Origin of the sequence: Pseudomonas sp. (genome assembly GCF_035554175.1) — a bacterium.
Taxonomy (GTDB): domain Bacteria; phylum Pseudomonadota; class Gammaproteobacteria; order Pseudomonadales; family Pseudomonadaceae; genus Aquipseudomonas.
Genome location: NZ_DATMIV010000022.1, coordinates 64,689 through 90,449 on the forward strand (window position 1 = coordinate 64,689; position 25,761 = coordinate 90,449).

At 60.3% G+C, this 25,761-nt stretch carries 23 protein-coding genes; 14 read left to right on the forward strand and 9 right to left on the reverse strand.

Annotation, left to right across the window (positions count from 1 at the left end; translation table 11 throughout):
* Positions 1–55: 55 nt before the first annotated feature.
* Complete coding sequence (locus tag VNV36_RS11680) at positions 56–1,000, reverse strand: LysR family transcriptional regulator (protein ID WP_325717890.1); 945 nt, start codon at positions 998–1,000, stop codon at positions 56–58.
* A gap of 165 nt (positions 1,001–1,165) precedes the next feature.
* Here VNV36_RS11680 and VNV36_RS11685 point away from each other — a divergent pair, with 165 nt between their 5' ends.
* From VNV36_RS11685 to VNV36_RS11735, 11 genes are all read left to right on the forward strand, one after another.
* Positions 1,166–3,526 carry a TonB-dependent receptor gene (locus tag VNV36_RS11685; protein WP_325717891.1) on the forward strand — a complete coding sequence of 787 codons (2,361 nt, stop codon included), beginning with the start codon at positions 1,166–1,168 and terminating at the stop codon, positions 3,524–3,526.
* A gap of 284 nt (positions 3,527–3,810) precedes the next feature.
* Complete coding sequence (locus VNV36_RS11690) at positions 3,811–4,608, forward strand: energy transducer TonB (protein ID WP_325717892.1); 798 nt, start codon at positions 3,811–3,813, stop codon at positions 4,606–4,608.
* Positions 4,609–4,653: 45 nt separating this feature from the next.
* Positions 4,654–5,379 carry a MotA/TolQ/ExbB proton channel family protein gene (locus VNV36_RS11695; RefSeq protein WP_325717893.1) on the forward strand — a complete coding sequence of 242 codons (726 nt, stop codon included), beginning with the start codon at positions 4,654–4,656 and terminating at the stop codon, positions 5,377–5,379.
* A gap of 1 nt (position 5,380) precedes the next feature.
* Positions 5,381–5,782 carry an ExbD/TolR family protein gene (locus VNV36_RS11700; RefSeq protein ID WP_007972930.1) on the forward strand — a complete coding sequence of 134 codons (402 nt, stop codon included), beginning with the start codon at positions 5,381–5,383 and terminating at the stop codon, positions 5,780–5,782.
* 284 nt (positions 5,783–6,066) lie between these two features.
* Positions 6,067–6,648 (forward strand): alpha/beta hydrolase, encoded by a 582-nt coding sequence (locus tag VNV36_RS11705; protein WP_325717894.1) that lies wholly within the window; start codon positions 6,067–6,069, stop codon positions 6,646–6,648.
* A 53-nt stretch (positions 6,649–6,701) separates the two neighbouring features.
* Entirely contained in the window at positions 6,702–7,622 is a 921-nt protein-coding gene (locus VNV36_RS11710) for a sigma 54-interacting transcriptional regulator (RefSeq protein ID WP_325717895.1), read from the forward strand.
* A gap of 254 nt (positions 7,623–7,876) precedes the next feature.
* Positions 7,877–8,674, forward strand: coding sequence for a MetQ/NlpA family ABC transporter substrate-binding protein (locus VNV36_RS11715; protein WP_325717896.1), 798 nt, complete (start codon positions 7,877–7,879; stop codon positions 8,672–8,674).
* A gap of 552 nt (positions 8,675–9,226) precedes the next feature.
* Positions 9,227–9,892 (forward strand): amino acid ABC transporter permease, encoded by a 666-nt coding sequence (locus VNV36_RS11720; RefSeq protein ID WP_325717897.1) that lies wholly within the window; start codon positions 9,227–9,229, stop codon positions 9,890–9,892.
* Positions 9,873–10,532 carry an amino acid ABC transporter permease gene (locus tag VNV36_RS11725; protein WP_325717898.1) on the forward strand — a complete coding sequence of 220 codons (660 nt, stop codon included), beginning with the start codon at positions 9,873–9,875 and terminating at the stop codon, positions 10,530–10,532. Before VNV36_RS11720 ends, VNV36_RS11725 begins: the two co-directional genes overlap by 20 nt.
* Positions 10,529–11,311: an amino acid ABC transporter ATP-binding protein gene (locus tag VNV36_RS11730; RefSeq protein WP_325717899.1), complete on the forward strand. Its 783-nt coding sequence runs from the start codon at positions 10,529–10,531 to the stop codon at positions 11,309–11,311. Before VNV36_RS11725 ends, VNV36_RS11730 begins: the two co-directional genes overlap by 4 nt.
* A complete protein-coding gene (locus VNV36_RS11735; RefSeq protein ID WP_325717900.1) occupies positions 11,308–12,180 on the forward strand; it encodes a transporter substrate-binding domain-containing protein in 873 nt (290 codons plus the stop codon). Before VNV36_RS11730 ends, VNV36_RS11735 begins: the two co-directional genes overlap by 4 nt.
* 111 nt (positions 12,181–12,291) lie before the next feature.
* Here VNV36_RS11735 and VNV36_RS11740 read toward each other — a convergent pair whose 3' ends face one another.
* Positions 12,292–13,452 carry an AAA family ATPase gene (locus VNV36_RS11740; RefSeq protein WP_325717901.1) on the reverse strand — a complete coding sequence of 387 codons (1,161 nt, stop codon included), beginning with the start codon at positions 13,450–13,452 and terminating at the stop codon, positions 12,292–12,294.
* Positions 13,453–13,675: 223 nt separating this feature from the next.
* Between VNV36_RS11740 and VNV36_RS11745 the strand changes: the two genes are divergently transcribed.
* From VNV36_RS11745 to VNV36_RS11755, 3 genes are read left to right on the forward strand one after another with little or no spacing between them, the layout of a single operon-like run.
* Positions 13,676–14,779 (forward strand): efflux RND transporter periplasmic adaptor subunit, encoded by a 1,104-nt coding sequence (locus tag VNV36_RS11745; RefSeq protein ID WP_325717902.1) that lies wholly within the window; start codon positions 13,676–13,678, stop codon positions 14,777–14,779.
* Positions 14,776–15,840 carry an efflux RND transporter periplasmic adaptor subunit gene (locus VNV36_RS11750; RefSeq protein WP_325717903.1) on the forward strand — a complete coding sequence of 355 codons (1,065 nt, stop codon included), beginning with the start codon at positions 14,776–14,778 and terminating at the stop codon, positions 15,838–15,840. Before VNV36_RS11745 ends, VNV36_RS11750 begins: the two co-directional genes overlap by 4 nt.
* Positions 15,837–18,890: an efflux RND transporter permease subunit gene (locus VNV36_RS11755; RefSeq protein ID WP_325717904.1), complete on the forward strand. Its 3,054-nt coding sequence runs from the start codon at positions 15,837–15,839 to the stop codon at positions 18,888–18,890. The genes VNV36_RS11750 and VNV36_RS11755 overlap by 4 nt, the downstream gene beginning before the upstream one ends.
* A 102-nt stretch (positions 18,891–18,992) precedes the next feature.
* Here the strand turns inward: VNV36_RS11755 and VNV36_RS11760 are convergent, their stop codons facing one another.
* From VNV36_RS11760 to VNV36_RS11790, 7 genes are all read right to left on the reverse strand, one after another.
* Positions 18,993–19,622 carry a class I SAM-dependent methyltransferase gene (locus VNV36_RS11760; RefSeq protein WP_325717905.1) on the reverse strand — a complete coding sequence of 210 codons (630 nt, stop codon included), beginning with the start codon at positions 19,620–19,622 and terminating at the stop codon, positions 18,993–18,995.
* A 104-nt stretch (positions 19,623–19,726) separates the two neighbouring features.
* Positions 19,727–20,083, reverse strand: a complete 357-nt coding sequence (locus VNV36_RS11765; protein WP_325717906.1) for a DUF6124 family protein — start codon at positions 20,081–20,083, stop codon at positions 19,727–19,729.
* A 413-nt stretch (positions 20,084–20,496) separates the two neighbouring features.
* A complete protein-coding gene (locus VNV36_RS11770) occupies positions 20,497–21,141 on the reverse strand; it encodes a methionine ABC transporter permease (RefSeq protein WP_325717907.1) in 645 nt (214 codons plus the stop codon).
* Positions 21,131–22,252 carry a methionine ABC transporter ATP-binding protein gene (locus VNV36_RS11775; protein ID WP_325717908.1) on the reverse strand — a complete coding sequence of 374 codons (1,122 nt, stop codon included), beginning with the start codon at positions 22,250–22,252 and terminating at the stop codon, positions 21,131–21,133. The genes VNV36_RS11770 and VNV36_RS11775 overlap by 11 nt, the downstream gene beginning before the upstream one ends.
* Before the next feature lie 2 nt (positions 22,253–22,254).
* Positions 22,255–23,064 carry a MetQ/NlpA family ABC transporter substrate-binding protein gene (locus VNV36_RS11780; RefSeq protein WP_325717909.1) on the reverse strand — a complete coding sequence of 270 codons (810 nt, stop codon included), beginning with the start codon at positions 23,062–23,064 and terminating at the stop codon, positions 22,255–22,257.
* A 117-nt stretch (positions 23,065–23,181) separates the two neighbouring features.
* Positions 23,182–24,540, reverse strand: a complete 1,359-nt coding sequence (locus tag VNV36_RS11785) for an LLM class flavin-dependent oxidoreductase (RefSeq protein ID WP_325717910.1) — start codon at positions 24,538–24,540, stop codon at positions 23,182–23,184.
* Positions 24,540–25,733, reverse strand: coding sequence for an SfnB family sulfur acquisition oxidoreductase (locus VNV36_RS11790; RefSeq protein ID WP_325717911.1), 1,194 nt, complete (start codon positions 25,731–25,733; stop codon positions 24,540–24,542). Before VNV36_RS11790 ends, VNV36_RS11785 begins: the two co-directional genes overlap by 1 nt.
* Positions 25,734–25,761: the final 28 nt, after the last annotated feature.

Here is a 25,761-nt window from a genome sequence, read left to right on the forward strand (position 1 = left end):
CCACATCTGAAATGCATTCCCCTGTAGGAGCGAGCCTGCTCGCGAAGGGGCCAGCTCAGACAGCAAAATTCTCCAGCGAACACACCTCATCATCCACCGCATCAATCGCCTTGATCTGCTCGATCATCGCCTCGGCCAACGGTGACAATCGATACCCGGCACGGCTGACGATGCCATAGCGGGTGTACAGCTCCTCCAGATCATCGGACAGGCCTTCGATCTTCAGACACACCAGCTCGCCTTTGGCCAGACGCAGCGCGTCGGAATAGGCGCCGACAATCCCGATCGCTTCCGAGCGCAGCACCACGCTCAACAGACTCGAACTGTTTTCGCATTCCACATTCGGCGTGAAATCCGGACGGCCGCTGAGGTCGACGATGACCTTGCGCAGATTCGGCGGACGAATGCTCACCGCCAGTGGATAACTCAGCAACTGCTCGGCGCTGACTCGTTCAAATGCCGCCAGAGGATGCCCGGCGCGGCAGCAGAAATGCCATTTTCGCGCGCGCAAGCGGTGGGTCTGGTAATCCGGATCGGCCTCGAATTGGCGGGTGTCGGCCACGAAGAATTCGAACTCTTCGCTGAGCAGGCGTTTGCTCAGGCTCTGCCAGTCATCGACCTGAAACTGCACCCGTGCTTTCGGGTAGCGGCCGATGAAGGCGCCGATCGCCCGCGGGATCAATCCGGCTGCCGGCGCCGGGCCACAACCGAAGCGCAATTCCCCCGCTTCGAGTCCATTGAACTGGCTGATCTCGTTGGCCATTTGTTGCGCGCCGCTGACCAGCCGCCGCGCATGTTCGAGCAGCACCTGGCCCTGTTTGGTCGGCGGTAACTCCTTACGCCCACGGTCGACCAACTGGCAGCCGACGCTGTGTTCCAGCGCCTGAATGCTGCGGCTGAACGCTGACTGCGACAGGTTCACCGCTTGCGCGCCGGCGACGAAGCTGCGTTGTTCAGCCAGAGCAATGAAGTGACGAAGTTGGCGCAAGTCGATATGCATTTTTCACATAAAAAATATCCGGGAAATGCATTGGATATGCATTAGGTCGACTCCTTATAAAGGCAATCTCTTATGCAGTAAATATTTGTAAATCCATAAATAAATAACTTAAAAGAATATGCAGCGCTGATGATGTCTGTGTGTTTTTTGACCAGGAGCCGCGCCATGAGTCCGTTGAACCTCGCGTCACCCCCACCCCCACGACGGCTCAAGCGCCTGCCTTTGGCCCTGTTGCTGGCGGGGAGCGCCAGTTGGACTCACGGCTATGCTGCCGAAGGCGAAACTCCGACTCCGGTTCAGGCGGGCAAAGCGGTCGCCAACAGTTCGCAACTGGAAACCGTGACCGTCACCACCCGCCGCCGCGAGGAAAGCTCGCAAGACGTGCCGACGCCGATGAGCGTGGTCAGCGGGCAGAATCTGGAGACGCAACGGGTCTACCGGATTCAGGATCTGCAGCAACTGGTACCAAGCGTCAACGTCGCCTACATGCATGCGCGCCAGTCCAGCGTGTCGATCCGTGGCCTGGGTAACAACCCGGCCAGCGATGGTCTGGAAGGCAGCGTCGGGTTGTACATCGACAACGTCTATCTGGGCCGTCCGGGGATGGCGGTGTTCGATTTGATGGACATCGAACAGCTCGAAGTCCTGCGTGGGCCGCAGGGCACATTGTTCGGCAAGAACACCACCGCAGGGGTAATCAACATCAGCACCCGCGCGCCGACATTCACGCCTGAGCGCAGTATCGAAACCTCGGTCGGCGAGGACGGTTATTTCCAGACCAAGGGCACTATTTCCGGGCCGCTCAATGATCAATTGGCCGGACGCTTTTCTGCTTATCGCACGCGCAGTGATGGCGACATAAAAAACCAATACGACGGCCATGATCTCAACGGTGGCTCCCGCGAGGGCTTCCGTGCGCAGCTGTTGTTCAAGCCGAACGAAGATTTCAATCTGCGCTGGATCGGCGATTACAACGAAGAAGATTCCAGCGCCGGCACCCGCGTTTTGTACAACACCGGGCCGACCATCAACGGCGTCAATCTTTATCAATCGCGAGCCAGTGCGGCCGGGGCGACGCTGGTCAACGGCCGGCATCGCAAGGTCAATCTCGACAACGACCAGCACGTCACCGTGCATCAGGGCGGCACGTCGGTAGAAGCCAACTGGACGCTGCCCAGTGACTTCACCCTGACCTCGGTCAGCTCCTGGCGCTTCTGGAATTTCACCCCGCGCAACGACGACGGCCTCAATGTGCCGGCCAGTTACAACGCCGGCGTGTCGGTGGAAGACAAACAGTACTCACAGGAATTTCGCCTGGCCTCGCCCAAGGGCGAGTTCTTCGATTACGTGGTCGGTGCCTACTACTTCGGCTCGGATCTGGACAACAAATCCTTCGCTTATTACGGCCCGCAGGCCGACATCTGGAATGGCACGCCGGCAGGCGCGCTGGCCAATGTCACCAGCGTCGGCAACGGCCACATCAAGACCGACAGTTTCGCCCTGTTTGCCCAAGGCACCTGGCACCTGAGCGAGCGTCTGGACTTCACCGCCGGGGTGCGTGGCACCTATGAAGAGAAGAACGCCTCGGTCGGCCGCAACGCGCCGGTCGGCGGTGTCGCTGTGGCGGGCGCGGCAGCCAATGCGCGCCGGGGTCGTGCCGGCGCCTACGATTCCGGAGACTTGAATCAGTACAGTTCCAGCCCTTCGGGATTGCTCAACTTGAGCTATCGCATCACCGACGACGTGCTCGGTTACGCCACCGTGTCCCACGGCGAAAAATCCGGTGGGGTCAACCTTGCGGTCGGCTCCGCCCCCACTGCTGGGGCCGACTCGCTGCTGATCGGCACCGAACGCGCGAACAACGCGGAACTCGGTTTCAAAAGCACTCTGTGGGATCACCGCCTACAACTCAACGCCAACGTGTTCTGGACCCAGGTCAATTCTTATCAGACCAACGCCTATGACGCCGCCAATCGCGTGCAATACCTGACCAACGCCGGCTCAGTGCGCTCGCGCGGCATCGAGTTCGAAAGCACCCTGGTGCCGCTGCGCGGCCTGACCCTGAATTTCAACGGCTCGTACAACGACGTCAGCTACCTCTCCTACAAAGATGCGCCGTGCCCGCCGGAAGTCAGCCAGGCTCCGGGCGCTCCAGCCTCCTGCGACCTCAGCGGTCATCAAGTGGTCGGCGCCTCGAAGTGGATCGGCAACGCCAACGGCGAATACAAATGGAATCTGGCTAACGGCTTCGAACCCTACGTCACCGGCAGCTACGCGTTCCGCTCCAAAGCGGTGGGCACGGTGGAGGATTCCGACTACGGGCAGATCCCCAGCTACGCGGTAGTCAATTTCTCCACCGGCCTGCGCGGCGATTTCAATCAGGGCCAGTGGGACGTCTCGCTATGGCTGAAAAACGCCTTCGACAAAACCTATTACACGACCCTGTGGACGGGCGGCAACGGCGGCTATGAAGGCCTGCTCGGCACGCCGCGAACCCTCGGGGTGACTGGTCGCTATGACTTCTGATGCGACCTTCGTTGCGGTTCTGGCGAATGCCGTCAACGAATACTTTTCATGCCGTGAAGGCATGAGATTACGAGCTGATCGCCGCAGGCCTTGGGATACGTGGCTCCAGTGGAAATGATCATTTTTGATATTCCTTATGGATCTATACATAACATTAAAGATTACTTTCAGTGATAAGCATCCAAGCCCAATGATTGCTCCGTCGACTACGCCGTGGGGGATTCAAGAATGGCGGGTCGATCGCTTTGGCTTGCACAACGAAAGAGACCGCAGGGAGTTGAACAATGGGCAATGTCCAGACCGCCGCCAGCGCAGGGGAATTGCTGTGGCGGCAGACGCCGAGTGGCGAACTGGTCGATCTTGGCCGGCCGCACCGTGTGCCGTTGGCGCAGCTGCGTTTGCAGCGTGCGCCCAAGGGCATTCTGAGTCGGCGCGAAACACTACTGCTCGGCGTGCTCGCGCTGCTGGTGCATGGCGCGGTGATCTATTGGCTCAGCCAGAAACCGACGCCAGTGCTGCCGGTGGTGCCACCGGAAATTCCGCCAATGACCATCGAGTTTTCGCGTCCGGCTCCGCCAGCGCCGCCGGTTGTCGTACCGGCGCCGCCGACGCCCGTGGTCGAGCCGCCACCGCCGGTGGAGGACGAGTTGGCAGTCAAACCGCCGCCGCCCAAGCCGATTCCCAAACCCAAACCGGTGGTCAAGGCGCCGCCCAAACCGGTGCCGAAGACGGTAGAGCAACCGCCAGCACCAGCCCCGGTCGCCGCGCCAGCGCCTCCTGCGCCACCGGCACCTGCGCCCGTTACCCCGGCGTCCGCCAACGCGGCGTACCTGAAAAACCCGGCGCCGGAATACCCGTCGCTGGCTCAACGTCGCGGTTGGGAAGGCACGGTGTTGTTACGGGTGCAGGTGTTGGCCAGCGGTAAACCGGGCGAGATCCAGATCGCCAAAAGCAGTGGCCGGCAGCAGCTCGACGACGCCGCGCTGAACGCTGTGAAGCGCTGGAGTTTCGTCCCCGCCAAACAGGGTGATGTCGCCCAGGACGGCTGGGTCAGCGTGCCCATCGATTTCAAGATTCATTAAACCGCAACCAAATTCGCGCGAAATGTTTACACGAGGGAACACATCATGACGTTACTGGCATCTCCACTGGAATCCATCGAAAGCGCGGTGATCTGGCTGCTGGTGGTTTTTTCCGTCGCCACTTGGGGCCTGGCGTTGCTCAAGGCAGTGCAGTTCGGTCGTCTGAAGGCCCAGGATCGGCGCTTTCATAAACGTTTCTGGGCGGCGTCGAGTCTGGACTCCGCTGCCGAGTTGAGCGAAACCCAGCCCGGCGCGGCAGCGCGGGTGGCACAGGCCGGTTATGCGGCGATTCAGGTGGGCGAGGCGCCCCCGACGAATGATCTGAGCCAGGCGATCAACCATCAGGATCGCCTCGAGCGCGCCTTGCGCCAGCAGATCGTCCGTGAACGGCGCTCGCTGGAAACCGGTCTGGCGGTGGTCGCGAGTATCGGCAGCACCTCGCCGTTCATTGGTCTGTTCGGCACGGTGTGGGGAATCATGGAAGCGCTGAAAGGCATCAGCGCGGCGGGCTCGGCGAGCCTGGAAACGGTCGCAGGACCGATCGGTGCAGCGCTGGTTGCCACCGGTGTGGGGATCGCGGTCGCGGTGCCGGCGGTGCTGGTTTACAACTACTTTCTGCGCCGTCTGAAACTGACTGCGGCGGATCTCGACGACTTCGCCCACGACTTTTACAGCCTGGCGCAGAAGAGTGCGTTCCGCATACTGATCCACCCCACCGTGCACAAGGTGGCAACGCCGGGCAACGCGGCAAAAGTGAAGGAGGCGTCCTGAGATGGCCTTCTCCACGCAAGACACGGATGAGGTGCTCAGCGAGATCAACGTGACGCCGCTGGTGGACGTGATGCTGGTGCTGCTGGTGGTGTTCATCGTCACCGCGCCGCTGCTGACCAACGCGATACCGATCAACCTGCCGAAGACCGAAGCGGTGGCCCCGGTCGAGCAGAAAGACCCGTTGGTGGTGAGCATCGACGGTGCGGGAAAACTGTTTATCAACAAGGACGAAATCCAGCCGGATCTGCTGGAGTTCAACCTCAAATCGGCCAAGGCCAAGGACCCGGAAGTGCGCGTGCAATTGCAGGCTGACGACGGGGTGAATTACGGCGAAGTGGCGCGAGCCATGGCTTCGATCGAGAGGGCGGGGATTACCAAATTGTCGGTGATCACTGCGCGGTGACAGATTTGTGCGTTTGCGGGGCCGTCTCCTTGGCAGGGTGCGGCCCTTTTTTTATCCCACGACTTTTGTCCCGCCAAACACCGACCCTATAGGAGCTGCCGAAGGCTGCGATCTTTTGATCTTGTTTTTTAAAAACAAACCCAAAAGATCGCAGCCTTCGGCAGCTCCTACACAGACGCCTTATATTCAATTCGGGTCTTAATAAATAGCTTCTTATTCCTTAACGAATATAACTCCGCTCCCTATACTCGACCCGGAACAGACACGACGCAGGAGAGCTCCCCATGCGCAACGAATCAATCCGCTATCTGATTGTGCCGGGCTGGCAAGGATCGCCAGAAGATCATTGGCAAACCCACTGGCAGAACAGCCTGCCGAACAGCGCTCGAGTTGAACAGGCCGACTGGCTGACCCCGCGCCGTGAAGACTGGGTCGCCGCCCTGGCCGAGGCGATTGCCGCCGACAGCGCGCCGGTGATCCTCATTGCCCACAGCCTCGGCTGCATTACCGTTGCCCACTGGGCGGCCACCGCGCCGCTGCAATACCTGCGTCAAGTGCGCGGCGCGCTGCTGGTGGCGCCGGCCGATGTGGAGCGCCCTGCGTGCGCGCCGGCACTGCGCAATTTCGCACCGATACCCACTGATCTGCTGCCGTTCCCCAGCCAGGTCGTCAGCTCCGACAATGACGCCGCCGTCAGTGCGCCGCGTGCTCTGGAACTGGCGCGCAACTGGGGCGCAGAGGCGGGAATTCTCGCCGGGGCCGGGCACATCAACGTCAAATCCGGGCATCAGCGCTGGGAGCAGGGATTTGCCTATCTCTATCGCCTGCAAAATCGCCTGGAACACCACGCCCGTCGTCGCGCCTGACTTCATTTTCTTCAACGCCCCTGTCGGCTGGCGGTTTGGGGCGGGAGCCTGCCATGAGTTTCGAAACCTTCGGTCAGCCCCTGCTGACCTTTCCCGATGCGGAAAAAAGCCCTCTGAGTATCCGCGCCAAGGCGCTGGTATTTGTCGATCCGCGCTCGCGGCAATTGCGTGAAGAGCTCGAGCAACTGGCGCCGCGATCAATTTCCGTGCTGATCCGTGGCGAAACCGGTACCGGTAAGGAATTACTCGCGCGCCACATTCACCGCGCCAGCGATCGCAGCGGCTTGTTTGTTTCGGTGAACTGCGGCGCGATCAGTCCGACCTACGCCGATGCCGAGTTGTTCGGCTACGCCGCCGGCAGTTACAGCGGCTCGGCCAGCAGCCGTGCCGGCTGGTTCGGTTCGGCGAACGGCGGCACGTTGTATCTGGATGAAATCGGTGACTTGCCGCTGCCGATTCAGATCAAGTTGCTCGCTGCCCTGGAAAACCACGAAGTCACCCGGGTCGGCGCGCATCAACCCAGCCCGGTGGATGTGCGTCTGGTTGCCGCGACCAGCATCGATCTGGCCCAAGCGGTGGACGCCGGAAAATTCCATGAGCGGCTTTATCACTACCTCAGCGAGGGGCATCTGGAGTTGCCGGCCCTGCGCGCACGCACCGGCGACATCCTCTCGCTGGCCGAATACTTCCTCGGCATCTACAGCCAGCGTCTCGACCTGCCCGTGCCGCTGATCAGCGAAGCGGCGCAGCACGTGCTCGAGCAACACAGTTGGCCCGGCAATACCCGCGAGCTGGAAAACGTCATTCACTTTGCGCTGTTGGTCAGCAATGGCGACGAGATTCTGCCGGAGCACCTGAACCTGCCGCCGGTGCTGACGCAGATCGAAAGCCAGATCAAACAGATCCTGACCACCGGCTCCACCGCTGAGCAAGCCGCGCTCAAGCAACTTCTGGCGAACGCCAAACTTCTGTAGGAGCTGCGGCACGCTGCGATCTTTTGATCTTCACCTGTTTCAAAGCCTTGAAAATCAAAAGATCGCAGCCTTCGGCAGCTCCTACAGTTGAGGTGGAGCTGGATGAACAAAATGGAATATGAAGCTGAATAAACGTTATTGTCCGGGAATAAAAAATCCGGGTATTGTCCGCTTCACGCCAGCGATATCACTTCACTGGCACACGTATTAATGCCGTCGTCGATGACGACCGTGATTTTCGATAAGGACACTGCATGAAAAAGGTTCTGTTGTTTACCGCATTGGCGGCTGCCCTGACGGCTTCTTTCGCAAACGCCGGTGAGAAACTGGTGGTTGCCGCGACGCCAGTGCCACACGCTGAGATTCTCGAACTGATCAAACCGACTCTGGCCAAAGAAGGCGTGGACCTGGAAATCAAGGTCTTCACCGACTACGTGCAGCCCAACGTACAGGTCGGCGAGAAGCGTCTGGACGCCAACTACTTCCAGACCCTGCCTTACCTGAACAGCTTCAACCAGGGTAAATACAAGGACGACAAGGCCAAGTACCTGGTGACCGTGCAGGGTGTGCACGTTGAACCGTTCGGTGGCTATTCGAGCAAGTACAAGACCCTGGCTGAACTGCCGGACGGCGCGACCATCGCCATCCCCAACGAAGGCAGCAACAGCGGCCGTGCCCTGATTCTGCTGCAGAAGGCCGGTCTGATCGAACTCAAGGATCCGAAAAACGCACTGGCGACGCCGAAAGACATCGCCAAGAACCCGCACAACTTCAAGTTCAAGGAACTGGAGTCGGCCTTGCTGCCACGGGTGCTGAAGGAAGTTGATCTGGACATGATCAACACCAACTACGCGCTGGAAGCCAAGCTGAACCCGCAGAAAGATGCGCTGGTCATCGAAGGTGCTGACTCGCCTTACGTGAACTTCCTGGTGGCCCGTGAGGACAACAAGAACAGCGACGCGATCCAGAAACTGGCCAAGGCCCTGACCAGCCCGGAAGTCAAAGCGTTCATCGAGAAGAAGTACAGCGGCGCGGTGTTGCCGGCGTTCTGATCTGACGCTTGAGTGAACCCGCTTCAGACGCGAAAACGCCGATGGCCAGTGATGGTCATCGGCGTTTTTGTTTGTGCTGAAAAAGCAAAAAGATCGCAGCCTTCGGCAGCTTCCTACAGCAGACCGCATTCCCCTGTAGGAGCTGCCGAAGGCTGCGATCTTTTGATCTGGCCGTTGCTTCAGGCCACCTGCGCCTTCAACGCCCGTCTCAACGCCACCAGCAATTTCACGATGTCCTGCGGATCCAGCCGCTGCGGCAGTTTTACGTCCATGTTTTTCTTCCTTGTAATGGGTAGGCCGGAGAGTCTGGCCAAAAGCTGTGCGTCCTTGGAGGTCTTTCCTGAAAAAAAGATCCGTCCTACAGCGCAAAGAAAAATAGCCTTCTTATTCCTTCCCGGCAAACCCACAGGATAGTTTTTTGGGTGATATCAATATGCTTTAACGGTATTTAAATTCTGATTTTTATACCTATAAAGTCAGTGCCTGCCGGACAGCCATCCGCTGTCCATGGATTGCATCAACGCCACTTACCGCGTGGCGTCAGGACGTTTCATGACTCTCGACTACGCCTTTATCCTCAGTACCCTGCCGACCTTTCTCAAGGCCGTGGGTGTGACGCTGCAGGTCGGTTTCATCGCAATTGGCACGTCGTTGCTGGTGGCGCTGCTCAACGCGACGATCCTGGTATTGCGCGCACCCTTTCTAGGAAGACTGGTCGGTCTGTATGTGGAACTGGCGCGCAACACGCCGCTGCTGATCCAGCTGTTCTTCGTGTATTTCGCCTTGCCGGCACTGGGCATCAAAGTGTCCGGATTCACCGCCGCGATCATCACCATGACATTCCTCGGCGGTGCCTACCTGACCGAAGTGTTGCGTGCCGGCGTCGAGGCGGTGCCGCAGGCGCAGCTGGAATCCGGCCGCTCCATCGGCCTGTCCCACGGTCAGTTGCTGCGCTACGTGATCCTGCCGCAAGCGGGAATTCTCAGCCTGCCGTCGCTGTTCGCCAATTTCATTTTCCTGCTCAAGGAAACCACTGTGGTCTCGGCCGTGGCGGTGCCGGAAATCCTCTACACCACCAAGAGTTACATTGCGCTGTATTACAAAACCTACGAAATGCTCGCCGTGCTGACGCTGATTTGCGTGCTGTTGTTTTTGCCCCTGTCGCTGCTGCTCAGTCGTCTGGAAAGGAGGCTCCAGCATGGCCAGTTCGGGTCTTGAATTGCTCTGGGTGTCGTTGCCGCAACTGGCCAAAGGTGCCGGGCAAACCTTGTCGATCTCGTTTCTGAGCATCGCCATCAGCACGGTCGGCGGCGTGCTGTATGGCGTGTTGCGCACGCTGAACGTCACGTGGCTGAACGCAATTTTGCGTGTTTATCTGGAGCTGTTCCGGGCAATTCCGGTGCTGGTGTGGTTGTACCTGCTGTTTTTCGGGCTACCGATTTTCTTTGGCTTGAGCCTGCCGAGTTTCTGCTGCGCGGTGCTGGTGCTGTCGTTGTGGGGCGCCAGCGAAGTCGGCGAAGTGGCGCGCGGCGCGCTGCATTCGTTACCCCGTGGGCAGCGTGAAGCGGGGCTGTCGATTGGCCTGAATGCAGCGCAACTTTATGGCTACGTGCTGCTGCCGCAAGCGCTTAAGCGTATGACGCCGCCGACCATCAATGTCTACACGCGGATCATCAAGACCAGCTCGCTGGCGGTGCTGATAGGCGTCGTCGATGTGATCAAGGTCGGCCAGCAGATCATCGAGCGCACCTACGAATCGGTGTTGATCTACGGCGCGCTGTTCCTGTTTTTCTTTTTCATATGCTATCCGCTGTCGGCCGCTTCGCGTGTGCTGGAGCGCCGTTGGACGCAAGCATGAGTGCATTGATCGAGTTTCACGGCTTCAACAAATTCTATGGCGAGCAACAGGTGCTCGACGGCATCGACCTGCAAGTGCAGAGCGGCGAAGTGATCGTCATTCTTGGCCCCAGTGGCTGTGGCAAAAGCACTCTGCTGCGCTGCCTCAATGGTCTGGAAGAGGCTCACAGTGGCAGCCTGAAATTCGCCGGCCGTGAGCTGCTGGACAAGGCCACCGACTGGCGCGAAATCCGTCAGCAGATCGGCATGGTGTTCCAGAGTTATCACCTGTTCCCGCACATGAGTGTGCTCGACAATCTGCTGCTCGGCCCGCTCAAGGTGCAAAAGCGTCAGCGCCGCGAAGCGCAACAGCAGGCCGAGGCTTTGCTGGAGCGCGTAGGTTTGCTGGACAAGCGCGATGCCTTCCCGCGCCAGCTGTCCGGCGGCCAGCAGCAACGCATCGCCATCGTCCGGTCGCTGTGCATGAATCCGCGCGTAATGCTCTTCGATGAAGTCACCGCCGCCCTCGACCCGGAAATGGTCAAGGAAGTGCTGCAGGTCATTCAGGGGCTGGCCCGCGAAGGCATGACTCTGTTGATCGTCACCCACGAAATGGCCTTCGCTCGCGCGGTGGCCGATCGCATCGTGTTCATGGATGCCGGGCGCATCCTTGAACAGTCTCCACCCGAGATTTTCTTTACGAACCCGCAAACCGCACGCGCGCAGCAGTTTCTGGAGAAGTTCTCCTTCGTTGCCACATTGCCAAAAACGAATCCGATAAAGGAACTGGAACCGCTATGAAAACTGCCGCTTTTTTATTGCCTCTGCTCAGCCTCGCCCTGCTCGCCGGTTGCGGTAAGTCCGAAGAACCGCCGAAGCCCAAAGTCGCCAGCGAAAGCGCTGCGCCGGCGGGTTATCTGGACAAGATCAAGGCCCGCGACAAATTGATCGTCGGTGTCTTCACTGACAAGCCGCCCTTCGGTTTTGTCGATGAGGGCGGACGCTACGTCGGCTTCGACACCGACATCGGTCGACGTTTTGCCAAGGATCTGCTCGGCGATGAAAACAAGATCGAGTTCGTTGCGGTCGAACCGGCCAGCCGCATTCCATTCCTGCAAAGCGACAAGGTTGACCTGATCCTCGCCAACATGACCGTCACCCCGGAGCGCAAGCAAGCAGTGGACTTCACCAACCCGAACCTCAAGGTCGCGGTGCAGGCGCTGGTGCCGCAGGCCAGTTCGGTGAAAAAACTCGATGACCTGGCGACCCGCACCACGATTGTCACCACCGGCACGACGGCTGATATCTGGCTGACCAAGAACCATCCGGACTGGAAACTGCTCAAGTTCGAAAAGAACTCCGAGTCGCTGCAAGCCCTGGCCAATGGCCGTGGCGATGCATACGCGCAGGACAATCTGGTGTTGTTCAGCTGGGCCAAGCAGAACCCGGGCTATCGCGTGCTCGAGGAAAAACTGGGCGCCGAGGCGCCGATTGCCCCGGCCGTGAAGAAGGGCAACGTCGAGTTGCGTGACTGGGTCAACAGCGAGCTGGCCAAGCTCGGTGAAGAGAAATATCTGCTCAAGCTCTATGACCAATATGTGCGCAAAGAACTGAGTGATGACACCCGGCCTGAGAGTGTGATTGTTGAAGGGGGCAAGTGGCAGGGCTAGTTCCTTGATTAAGCGGTGACGCTTGAATCGCTTTCGCGAGCAGGCTCGCTCCCACATCGGTCCGCGTACGACTGTGGGAGCGAGCCTGCTCGCGAATTCTTCAGTCACCGCTCAATCCGGCCAATGCCACGCTGGTTCATCCAGCACCCGCTGGCCGACAATCCCGGTCTGCCCCAGTGTTTTCTCCAGCACGATGCAGTTGCACTCGGGATCTTCCTGCAACGCCGAGATCAAGCGCCGCGCGTGTGACACGACCCACACCTGGCACTGCTCGGAGGCGCGAATGATCAGGCGTGCCAGCGCCGGCAGCAGGTCAGGGTGCAGGCTGGTTTCCGGTTCGTTCAGTACCATCAGGGTTGGTGGCCTCGGTGTCAGCAGCGCGGCGACCAGCAGCAGATAACGCAAGGTGCCGTCCGACAGCTCCGCCGCCGACAACGGTCGCAATAACCCTTCCTGATAAAACTCGATGGCAAAGCGTCCACCCGCCAGCGGTGCAATGTTCAGCCGCGCACCGGGGAACGCATCGCTGATCGCCGCACGCAATGCCTCCGGGTCACCGATTTCTATGATCGTCTGCAAGGCTGCCGCCAGATCGCGGCCATCGTGGTGCAGCACCGGCGTGCGCGTGCCCAGTTGCGGCTGGCGCACGGGGGCGTCGGCATCGCTGCGAAAGTGATCGTAGAAGCGCCAGCGACGAATGAACTCGCGCATCTGGATCACTTCAGGCGAGCTGCGCAAGCTGCCGATTTGATCGAACAGGCTGTCGAAATTAGGCGTGTGTTGCGCCAGCACATCCCAGGCGCGGCCTTCGCGGGCGCGGATCATCGGGCCGTTGCGCTCGACCAGCAGGCTTGCCGGGCGAAACACCGGGCCCGCCCAGATACATTCACGTTTGATTTCCGGATCGAGGGAAAAACACGAGCGGCTCGGTTCCGGCAGACCCAGGCCGATGGCGTAACTGAAATCCTCGCCGGCAAATCCCAGGCGCAGCCGCTTCACGCCGTGGCGCACCGTCGGTTCGATCGCCACTTCACCGTTGCGCATGCGTCGGCTGATGGTTTCCGGCCCGGCCCAGAACGTCGAATCCAGCCCGCCTTCACGTGCCAGTGCATTGACCACGCCGCCCTGCGCGGTTTCCGCCAGCAGGCGCAATGCGCGGTAGAGGTTGGACTTGCCACTGCCATTGGGTCCCGTAATGAGGTTCAGGCGCCCTAGCGGAATCACCAGTTTGTTGATCGAGCGGTAATTGGCCACCGCCAGTGTGTTGAGCATGAAATCCTTCTCCGCATACGCCGAATCCGTCACACGATACCCGTGTAGGAGCTGCCGAAGGCTGCGATCTTTTGCTGTTGTTTTCAATAACATCATAAGGAACGCAGCCTTCGGCAGCTCCTGCAGATATAAATCTGGTGTTCGGACGGTCAAGCGTGGAACCCTGTTCTAAGCTCTGAAGTCGTATCGTCTCGACAGCAGCATTAAAGGCCAAGGAGTGTGCATGGCGGGTCCCGGATTGAAAGTGCTGATGGCCGTGAGCGCCATGGCGTTGCTCACCGCTTGCGGCGACAAGAAACCCGCTGAGGAATACTTGCCACGGGTCTTTGTGCAAGAGGTCAAACCCGAGAATTACGCCGCAGCGGTGACCCTCACCGGCGACGTGCAGGCGCGGGTGCAGACGCAACTGTCGTTCCGCGTCGGCGGCAAGATCATCCAGCGTATGGTCGACGTTGGCGACCGGGTCACGGCCAAACAAGTGCTGGCCAGACTCGATCCCAAGGATCTGCAGACCAATGTCGACTCCGCCCAGGCCCAAGTCGTCGCTGAACAGGCCCGTGTAAAGCAGGCAGCGGCGGCGTTCGTGCGCCAGGAGAAACTGCTGCCCAAGGGCTACACCAGCCGCAGCGAATACGATTCGGCGCAAGCGGCGCTGCGCAGCAGCCAGAGCGCTTTGACTGCGGCGCAGGCGCAATTGGCCAACGCCCGAGACCAGCTCGGCTACACCGCACTGATCGCCGATGCAGCGGGCGTCATCACCGAGCGTCAGGCCGAAGTCGGTCAGGTCGTGCAGGCCACGGCACCGATTTTCAGCCTGGCTCGCGATGGCGACCGCGACGCAGTGTTCAATGTCTACGAATCGCTGCTGGCCGAGCGTCCGTCCGATCGCTCGATCGTGGTCAGCCTGCTCGACAACCCCGAGATCAAAACCACCGGCACCGTGCGCGAAATAACCCCCTCGGTATCGGCGCAATCGGGCACCGTGCAGGTCAAGGTCAGCCTCGACAAACTGCCGCCGGGCATGCAGCTCGGGTCGGTGGTCAGTGCCACCGCCAAAGGCACCGGCAAATCGGCTGTGGAACTGCCGTGGTCGGCACTGACGAAAAACATCAGCGACCCGGCGGTGTGGCTGGTCGATGACAAAGGTGAAGCGCAGTTGCACACGGTCACGGTCGGCCGCTACCTGACCGGCAAGGTGATCATCAGCGAAGGCCTCAAGGGTGGTGAAAAAGTCATCGTCGCCGGCGGCCAGTTGCTGCACCCAGGCATGAAAGTCGAGATTGCCGAAAACACCTACAAGGATCTGCAACCGGGAGCGCAACCATGAAGCGTCTCGGACTGTTGTGCATGGCGCTGCTGCTCGGCGCCTGTTCGGAAAAGCAAGCGCCGCCGGAACCGGTGCGCCCGGTATTGTCGGTCACGGTCAAAGCGCTGGACCAGGAAAGCCTCGGGCGCTTTGCCGGGAGCATTCAGGCGCGCTACGAAAGCAACACCGGTTTCCGCGTCGGTGGACGCATCGCCCGGCGTAATGTCGATGTCGGCGCCGAGGTGCAGAAGGGCACTTTGCTCGCCACCCTCGACCCTTCCGACCAGCAGAATCAGCTGCGTTCGGCGCAAGGCGATCTGGCGCGGATCCAGGCACAACTGATCAACGCCCAGGCCAACGCGCGCCGCCAGCAGGCGCTGTTCGACCGTGGCGTCGGCGCGCAGGCGCAACTGGACGTCGCCAACACCGATCTGAAAACCACCCAGGCCTCGCTCGACCAGGCCCGGGCGGCGGTCAGCCAGAGCAAGGATCAACTGAGCTACACCGAGCTGCGTTCCGATCACAAAGCCGTGGTCACTGCGTGGAACGCCGAGGCCGGGCAAGTGGTAACGGCAGGGCAGCAAGTGGTGACGCTGGCGCAACCGGACATCAAGGAAGCGGTGATCGATCTGCCCGACACGCTGGTTGATCAACTGCCCAGCGACGTGGTGTTTTCGGTGGCCGCGCAGCTCGACCCGAGCATCAACACCACAGCGATCATCCGCGAGATCGAACCTCAGGCACAAAGCGCCACGCGCACCCGCCGCGCCCGTCTGACGTTGTCGGACACGCCGGACGGGTTCCGCCTCGGCACCGCGATCAGCGTGACCCTCAGCTCGGCGATCAAACCGCGTATTGAATTGCCGCTGACCGCGTTGCAGGAAGTCGACGGCAAATCGCGGATCTGGGTGATCGATACGCAAAACAAAACCGTCAACCCGCGCGATGTCAGTGTCCTCAGTCGCACCGACAACAGCGTGGTGCTGGCCGGCGGCGTGCAGAATGGCGAGCATGTGGTCAGCGCCGGCGTCAACAGCCTCAAACCCGGACAATCGGTAAAACTTGACGAGGACAGTCAATGAAAGGCTCTTTCAACCTCTCCGAATGGGCCCTCAAGCACCAGTCTTTCGTGTGGTACCTGATGTTCGTCGGGCTGCTGATGGGAGTGTTCTCATACTTCAATCTGGGCCGCGAGGAAGACCCGTCGTTCACCATCAAGACCATGGTGATCCAGACCAAATGGCCGGGAGCGACCCAGGAGGAAACCCTCAAGCAGGTCACTGACCGCATCGAGAAAAAACTCGAAGAACTCGATTCCCTCGATTACGTGAAAAGCTACACGCGCCCGGGCGAATCGACGGTGTACGTGTACCTGCGCGACACCACCAGCGCCAAGGACATTCCGCAAATCTGGTACCAGGTGCGCAAGAAAATCGACGATATTCGCGGCCAGTTCCCCCAGGGCATCCAGGGGCCGGGATTCAACGATGAGTTCGGTGACGTGTACGGCTCGGTCTATGCCTTTACCGCCGACGGCCTGACCATGCGCCAGTTGCGCGATTACGTGGAGCAGGCGCGGGCCGAGATCCGTAATGTGCCGGGGCTGGGCAAGATCGAAATGGTCGGCCAGCAGGACGAAACGATTTACCTGAACTTCTCCACGCGCAAACTCGCAGCGTTAGGTATCGACCAGCGCCAGGTGGTACAGAGCCTGCAATCGCAGAACGCCGTGACCCCGGCCGGGGTGATCGAGGCGGGGCCGGAGCGGATTTCCGTGCGTACTTCGGGCCAGTTCGCTTCGGAAAAAGACCTCGCCGAGGTCAATCTCAAGCTCAACGATCGCTTCTATCGTCTGGCCGACATCGCCGACATCAGCCGTGGCTACGTCGACCCGGCGACTCCGCAATTCCGCTTCGACGGCAAACCGGCGATCGGCCTGGCGATTGCCATGCAGAAGGGCGGCAACGTTCAGGAATTTGGCAAGGCGCTGCACGAGCGCATTGACCAGCTCACCGCTGACTTGCCGGTCGGCGTGGGCGTGCACACGGTGTCGGATCAAGCCGTTGTGGTGGAGGAGGCCGTGGGTGGCTTTACCAGCGCCCTGTTCGAAGCGGTGATCATCGTGCTGGTGGTGAGTTTCATCAGCCTCGGCGTGCGCGCCGGTCTGGTGGTGGCCTGCTCGATTCCGCTGGTACTGGCGATGGTCTTCGTGTTCATGGAATACAGCGGCATCACCATGCAGCGGATTTCCCTCGGCGCGCTGATCATTGCTCTCGGTCTGTTGGTGGACGACGCGATGATCACCGTGGAAATGATGGTCACGCGCCTGGAAATGGGCGAGAGCAAAGAGCAGGCCGCGACATTCGCCTACACCTCCACTGCATTTCCGATGCTCACCGGTACGCTGGTGACCGTCGCCGGTTTCGTGCCCATTGGTCTCAATGCCAGCTCCGCCGGTGAGTACACGTTCACGCTGTTCGCGGTAATTGCCGTGGCGATGATTGTCTCGTGGGTGGTGGCGGTGTTTTTTGCGCCGGTGATCGGCGTGCATATTCTCAGTGACAAGGTGAAGGCGCACGACGCCGAGCCGGGTCGCATCGGCCGGGCCTTCAATGGTGGTCTGTTGTGGGCCATGCGCAACCGCTGGTGGGCGATCGGCATCACCGTGCTGCTGTTCGTCCTGGCGGTGTTCTGCATGCGTTTTGTGCAGAACCAGTTTTTCCCTGCCTCCGATCGCCCGGAAATTCTCGTCGACCTCAACCTGCCGCAAAACGCCTCGATCGATGAAACCCGCAAAGCGGTGGACAAGCTGGAGGAGACGCTCAAAGGCGATCCGGACATCGTGCGCTGGAGCACCTACATCGGTCAGGGCGCGATCCGTTTCTACCTGCCCCTCGACCAGCAATTACAGAACCCGTACTACGCGCAACTGGTGATCGTCAGCAAGGACTTCGAGGCCCGCGAGGCGTTGAGTCAGCGTCTGCGCGAGCGTCTGCACAAAGACTTCGTCGGCATCGGCAGCTACGTTCAGGCACTGGAAATGGGCCCGCCGGTGGGCCGTCCGATTCAGTATCGGGTCAGCGGCAAGGACGTTGACCAGGTACGCAAACACGCTATCGATCTGGCCACCGAACTGGACAAGAACCCGCATATCGGCGAGATCATTTACGACTGGAACGAGCCGGGCAAAGTCCTGCGCATCGACATCGCCCAGGACAAGGCGCGGCAACTCGGGCTGTCGTCCGAAGACGTGGCGAATCTGATGAACAGCATCGTCAGCGGCTCGCCGTTGACTCAGGTCGATGACGATATCTACCTGATCAACGTGGTCGGTCGCGCGGTAGATTCCGAACGAGGCACCCCGGAAACCCTGCAGAACCTGCAGATCGTCACGCCGAGCGGCACTTCGATTCCGCTGCTGGCGTTCGCCACCGTGCGCTATGAGCTGGAACAGCCGCTGGTGTGGCGTCGTGATCGCTTGCCTACCATCACCATCAAGGCCTCGGTGCGCGACGAGATTCAGCCGACCGATCTGGTGAAACTGCTCAAGCCATCGATCGATGCCTTTGCGGCCAAACTGCCGGTCGGCTACAAGGTTGCCACCGGCGGTACGGTCGAGGAAAGCGGCAAGGCCCAAGGGCCGATTGCCAAGGTTCTGCCGCTGATGCTGTTCCTCATGGCGACGTTCCTGATGATCCAGTTGCACAGCGTGCAGAAGATGTTTCTGGTGGCCAGCGTTGCGCCGCTCGGACTGATCGGCGTAGTGCTGGCGCTGGTACCGACCGGCACGCCGATGGGCTTCGTGGCGATTCTGGGGATTCTGGCGCTGATCGGCATCATCATCCGCAACTCGGTGATTCTGGTCACGCAGATCGATGAATTCGAGCGCAAAGGCTATGCGCCGTGGGACGCAGTGGTCGAAGCCACCGAGCACCGGCGCCGGCCAATCCTGCTGACCGCGGCGGCGGCGAGCATGGGCATGATCCCGATCGCCCGCGAGGTGTTCTGGGGGCCGATGGCTTACGCGATGATCGGCGGCATCGTCGTGGCGACGCTGCTGACGCTACTGTTCCTGCCGGCGCTGTATGTGGCTTGGTACAAGATTCGCGAGCCTGAAAAAGAATCTTCCTGAAGCAAAAGCAAAAGATCGCAGCCTTCGGCAGCTCCTACAGGGAAACGCATCCCAACGTGAGCTGCCGAAGGCTCGGGCCGCGATCGGACGAGCTTTTGATCGTCAGGCAACCCTTCGCCACACGCTCGCCAGCCACGGCTGCTGTTCGCGCGGCAACCCGGCGGGTCGGTAATAATGCTCAAGCTCGACAAAACCCGCCGCCGTCAGCAACCGGCGCCAGGCCTCGAGATCGTGATATGAGCCGTAGCGCGGCCCGTTCCAGCCCTCACGGTTGTCCCCACGCGGATTGGAGCAGAACAACACGCCATCTGGCTTCAACGTGCCGTGCAGTTGCTTTAGCACCTGTGGCAATACCTGCAACGGCACATGAAACAGCACGGCATTGGCAAAGATTCCGTCGAAGCGTTCGGCCGGCAGATCAAGCTTGAGGAAATCCTGCTGCCAGACTTCGCAGCCGCTGTCCTCGCGGGCCATGCGCGCAAATTCCTGCGAGCCATCGAGGCCGATCGCAACGTGGCCCATGCGTGTGAAAGTCTGCAGGTCCCGGCCCGGGCCGCAGCCGAAATCCAGAATCGTCAACGGCGGCTGACCCTGTATGTGGCGCAGCAAGGCTTCGATGTTCTGGCTGACATCGTGGTCGCGAGTGCCTTCACGAAAATCCTCGGCCACCGAGTTGTAATGACCCAGGGTCGTGGCAGTGATCTGTTCGAGGTCGGTGGGCGTCTGCTTCATGTTCAATGCTGTGTTGGCGAAGGAAGACCGGACTATAAGCCTTTTCCCCGGCAAAAAAACGCCGCCTCCGCTGGCGCCAGCGGAGGCGGCGTCGGGGCGTGGCGTCAGTTCTGTTTCATCCCCAGGCAATCGATCGAGCGGTCCATCATCGCCTTGGCCATTTCCAGCAAATGCCAGACCGAGAACACCATGGCACGATCCGCTCCCCCGAGCTGGTCGCCGCATTGATGGACGGTCACCGAGGCGCAGCGCAGCAGATCGGCGACATACAACTGGGCATCCTCCAGCGTCACGTCTTCGCTGATGCTGTAGACGCGTTTCTGTCCGGGCAGCGTGACCTGATTGCCGGCCAGATGCGAGTCGACGGCGCGGCACAGTGCGGAGCGATCCTTGAGCAAATCCTCGGTGAACCGCTTGCTGGAAGTAAGGCTGAGTGGCGGATCGGTAAGATTTTTTTCCATGGGTAAACTCCTGACATCAAGTGGGGAGCCAACCATTTCGCGACTAAACGAGCAGGACGGCGGCTGCACTCGGATCAGTCGTCGGCCGCCGGTTGTCGGCGCACCTGTAAGTGCCCTGCGCACAGCAACATCGGACAGCTGAAAGCCTCTGCCGAGGTCAGGCCTGACTGCACGCCCAGCGAATCCGGGCAACTGAATCCGGTCACCACAAACAGTGACGAGCGGAGATTAGCTACCGGATATTTCGGGTACAAGCGGGCAAAATATTCTAGGAATCGTCCTGCAAACCCCCGTGGTTCGGGCTGGCGAAACGATAAATAAGGTGTAGGAAGCGTCTGATTTTCGCTAAGGGCGTTGCCCAAATCGGTGCGATCACCTGCTCGGCAGGTGGTGGCCACCTGCCGCTATCGACCTTAGCGCTTATTCAGCCCGCGCGCCAGTCTGTCCCCACCCAATTGAATCACTGCGACCAACGCCACCAGCAGGACAATTACGGTCAACATGATCTGGCTGTCAAAGCGCTGATAGCCATATCGATAGGCAATGTCGCCCAATCCTCCGGCGCCGATCGCCCCGGCCATGGCCGAAGAATTGATCATCGTCACCAGTGTGATGGTGAAGCCGCCGACAATCCCCGGCAGGGCCTCGGGCAGCAGCACATGCCAGACGATGTGCCAGCGCCGGCAGCCCATGGCCTGTGCGGCTTCGATCAAGCCATGATCGACCTCACGCAGACTGACCTCGGCAATTCGCGCAAAGAACGGTGTGGCCGCAATGGTCAGCGGCACCACCGCTGCCCATACGCCGTAGGTGGTGCCGACGATCAAGCGGGTGAACGGAATCAGCGCGACCATCAGGATCAGGAACGGAATCGAGCGGAACAGATTTACGAACGCGCCGAGCGCACGGTTCAACACCGGCGCTTCATAGATCCCGCCCTTGTCGCTGGTCACCAGAATCACCGCCATGGGAATGCCGGCCAGCAGCGCGATCAGCGATGACACGCCGACCATCAGGAAGGTATCGATAAAACCCTGCAGCAAGCGCTCAAACCACATAACCCAATACCTCCACCCGCTGCGCCCATTGTCCGGCGCGTTCGCGCAATTGTTCGGCGCTGAAAGTCGAGCCGCTGACGGCGAGCAACAATTGTCCCAACGCATGACCCTGAATCCTTTCCACACCGCCCTGGAGCAATTTCACCCGACCTCCGAGCGCCGTGAACAACGCAGCGAGATCCGGCTCATCAGCGGCACTCCCAGTGAACTGCAAGCGCAGGACCACAGCGGCGTCGGCGGATGTGGATTGCGCCAGCAATCGACTCTGCAATTCATCTGGCAATGCGTGTTGCAGCGGTGCGAGCAAAGTCTGGCTGACCTCGTGTTGCGGATTGCCGAACACGTTCCACACTGGGCCTTGCTCGACCACATGGCCATGTTCCAGCACAACCACGCGGTCGCAGATTTCGCGAATTACCGCCATCTCATGGGTAATCAATACGATGGTCAGGCCCAGGCGTTTGTTGATCTCGCGCAGCAGGCCGAGGATCGATTGCGTGGTCTCCGGATCCAGCGCCGACGTCGCCTCATCGCAGAGCAGAATGTCCGGGTCATGCACCAGCGCGCGGGCGATGCCGACCCGCTGTTTCTGCCCGCCGGACAGCTGCGCCGGGTACGCCGTGTGCTTGCTTTGCAGGCCGACCAGTTCGAGCAATTCGCGGACTTTTCTCTCACGCTGCTCCTTCGGTACGCCGGCCACCTTCAGCGGCAGTTCGACGTTCTGCCAGACGGTCTTGGCCGACATCAGATTGAAGTGCTGGAAGATCATGCCGATGCGTCGGCGCAATGCCACCAGACGGTCTTCATCGAACTCGCCAATGTCGACCTGATCGATCAGCACGCGGCCCGATGTCGGTTGCTCAAGACGATTGATCGTGCGGATCAACGACGACTTGCCAGCGCCGCTGCGGCCGATGATGCCGAACACTTCACCGCGCTGAATGGCCAGGTCGATGCCCTGCAAAGCCGCGACCGGGCCATGCCGGCCATTGTAGGTTTTGCCCACGCCGACGAAGCGCACATGAGCGCGGTTGAGTTCGGGATGCAGCTCGGTGCGCTCGGCGCGCGATGGCTCTGGAAGCTCCAGTCGCCGTTGGATCGCGGCAGTCATGTTCAGCTTTCCCATCCGGCCTGATAGAGCTTGCCGTGGGCCTTGTCCAGCGCCGCGCGAACGGCCGGCGAATGCTGGTAGATGTCGACGAATTTGATCAGGCGCGGATCGGTTTTGCTTTTCGGCTGGATGACGAACTGGATCACGTATTCCTTGTGATCAAGACCGTCGAACAGCAGCGCCGAGCCGGCATCGAAGGTTTTCGCCAGACGAATGTAGGCCGGATAGCCCTGAACCAGATCGGCGTCGTCGTAAGCGCGCACCAGTTGTACGGCTTCGACCTGAAGAATCCTGATCTTCTTCGGATTGGCGACGATATCGTCCTCGGTGGCCTTGTAGCCTACGCCCGGTTTCAAGGTGATCAGTCCAGCCTTGGCCAGCAACTGCAGACCGCGTCCGCTGTTGATCGGGTCGTTGGCGATGGCGACGCTGGCGCCTTCGGGCAGCTCATCAAAGCTTTTGTATTTCTTCGAATACAGGCCGACGTTGTTGATGATCCCCGGCGCGAACGGCACCAGATCAAAACCTGAGGCGGCTTTGGCGTTTTCCAGGAACGGGATGTGCTGGAAGTAATTCACATCGATGTCGCCAGCGGCGAGGCTGACGTTGGGCGCGATCCAATCGGTGAATTCCACCAGTTCGACTTTCAGGCCCTGTTTGGAGGCCTCTTCGACGGCGGCTTCCAGCGGAATGGCGAAGGCGGCGGTGGTGCCGATTTTCAGCGGCGCATCGCCAGCAAAAACTGCCGAGCTGAACAGGCCGAAGGCCAGGGCCAGTGCTTTGACCGGGTGGGACAGGAGTTTCTTGGTCATGGTGGGTTTTCCAGTCAGTGCATGAATTTGTGGTGTCGGGGAGGGCCTCTTCGCGAGCAGGCTCGCTCCCACATTTGGAATGCTTACTCCTGTGGGAGCGAGCCTGCTCGCGATGCTCTAGCGGCGAAACGCGGAGCCGGTGTGTTGCTCAGGCAACTGCGCCTCACCGTGAAACAGCTTCTCGCGTAAGGTGCCGCTGTCATACGTGGTCTTGTACGACCCGCGCCGCTGCAACTCGGGAATCACCAGTTCAATGAAATCGACATAGCTTTGCGGGGTGACGATGCGGGTCAGGTTGAAGCCATCGAGCCCGGTTTCGGCGATCCACGATTCCAGCTCATCCGCCACTTGCTCGGGCGAGCCGACCACGGTGATGTAACGCCCGCCGAGGGCGTGCTGGTCGAGTAACTTGCGTCGGGTCCAGTCGTTGTTCTGCAGATTTTTCGTTGCTGATTGAATGGCGTTGCTCTTCACGTACTGGATCGGTTCGTCGATCTCGTACTGTGAAAAGTCGATGCCGGTGGACGCGGAAAAATGCGCCACACCGGCCTCGGCACTGGCGTAGCTGAGGTACTCGGCATGCTTGGCCCACGCCGCTTCTTCGGTAGCGCCGACGATCACATTCAGGCCCATGAACACCTTGATGTCCGCAGGGTTGCGCCCGGCTTCGACCGCGCTGGCGCGGACCTTGTCCACCTGCACTTTGGTCGACGGTTTGTTCTGGCCGCTGATGAACACGCACTCGGCATGGCGCCCGGCGAACAGCAGTCCGCGATCGGAACTGCCGGCCTGGAACAACACTGGCGTACGCTGCGGCGAAGGTTCGCAGAGGTGATAACCCTCGACCTGATAGAACTCGCCTTTGTGCTCGACCTTGTGCACTTTGTCCGGTTGCGCATAGATGCGCCGCTCGCGGTCGTTGAGCACCGCGTCGTTTTCCCAACTGCCTTCCCAGAGTTTGTACAGCACCTGCAGATATTCTTCGGCCTGATCGTAGCGGCGGTCATGTTCGACTTGTTCGCTCAGGCCCATGGCTTTGGCGGCGCTGTCCAGATAACCGGTGACGATGTTCCAGCCCACGCGACCGCGACTCAAATGGTCGAGCGTCGACATGCGCCGGGCGAACAGATACGGCGGTTCGTAAGTGAGATTGGCGGTCAGGCCAAAACCGAGATTTTTCGTCACCGCCGCCATCGCCGAGACCAGCAGCAGGGGATCGTTGACCGGCAACTGGATCGACTCTTTCAGCGTCACGTCGACCGAGTTCTGGTAGACGTCGTACACGCCGACGATATCGGCGATGAACAAGCCGTCGAACAGTCCGCGCTCAAGCAACTGCGCCAGTTCGGTCCAGTACTCGATGGTGTTATAGCGGGTCGAGGTGTCGCGCGGGTGCGTCCACAGGCCATGGTTGATATGGCCGATGCAATTCATGTTGAACGCGTTGAGCAGGATCTTCTTTTTCGCGGCGCTCATCAGATGGTTCCCCGCAACGGCGGTTTTTCATCGTTGAGGTAGTAATTGCCCACCGCGTGATACTTCCAGCGCACCGGGTCATGCAGGGTGTGCACGCGGGCGTTGCGCCAGTGCCGGTCGAGGCCATGCTCGCTGAGCGTGGCCTGGCTGCCGGCCAGTTCAAACAGCGTGCTGCCGGCGGCGAGGGAAATTTCCGTGCTGAGCGCCCGAGCTTCGGCGACGGCAATCGATGCGGCGGCGACGGTTTCGGCAGTGGTTTGGGCCTGCGCGGCATCAAGAAATTCGCCGGCGCGTTCAAGCAAGGCTTCGGTGGCATGCAAGCGAATGCTCAAGTGGCCGAAACTCTTCAGCGTCAGCGGATCTTCAGTCGCTTTATCGTTGCCGGAATCGATCCAGGGGCGGGTCTTGCTGCGCACAAAGTGCAAGGCATCTTCGTAAGCGGCGCGGGCAATACCGGTGTCGATGGCGGCGTGAAGAATCTGCGCCAGCGGGCCGACGGTGGTCGGGCGTTCGAATGCGCTCTGGAACGGCAGCACATCTTCAGCCGCCACATACACATCTTCGAACACCACCGAACCGCTGCCGGTGGTGCGCTGGCCGAAGCCGCTCCAGTCGTCAATCACCGTCAGGCCTTTGCTGTCACGCGGGACGAAGGCCAGTTGCTGTACGCCGTTTTCATCGACCACGGAGGTCGGAATGCGCTGCGCGTAAATTGCTCCGGTCGCGTAAAACTTGCGACCATTGATGCGATAGCCAGCACCGTCACGTTTGAGGCTGGTGACGCGGTCGTGAGCGGTTTTCGTGCCCAGTTCCGCCAGGGCGTTACCGAAGCGCTGGCCGGCGAGGACTTCGGCGTACAGCCGTTGTTTCTGTTCGTTGCTGCCGTTTACGCGCAGCACTTCCAGCGCGTAGAAATGATTCTGCGGAATCTGCCCCAGCGAGCCGTCAGCCTGAGCGATCAGCGCGATGACTTTGGCCAGGGTGACGCTGGATACGCCAGCGCCGCCGTATTCTTTCGGCACGCTGATGCCCCACAGGCCCGAACGGGAAAACACCTCGAGTTCCGCCAATGGCAGGCGGCGCTCGCGGTCGCGCAGGGCGCTGTCGCGCTTGAAATCTTCGGCCAGGTCGCTGGCGACGATCAGGGCTTGCTCATCGCTGGTGATGACCGCGACGTGTTGGGAAAAAGTCATAGGTTTCTCCACGGCTCTTGAGAAAGTG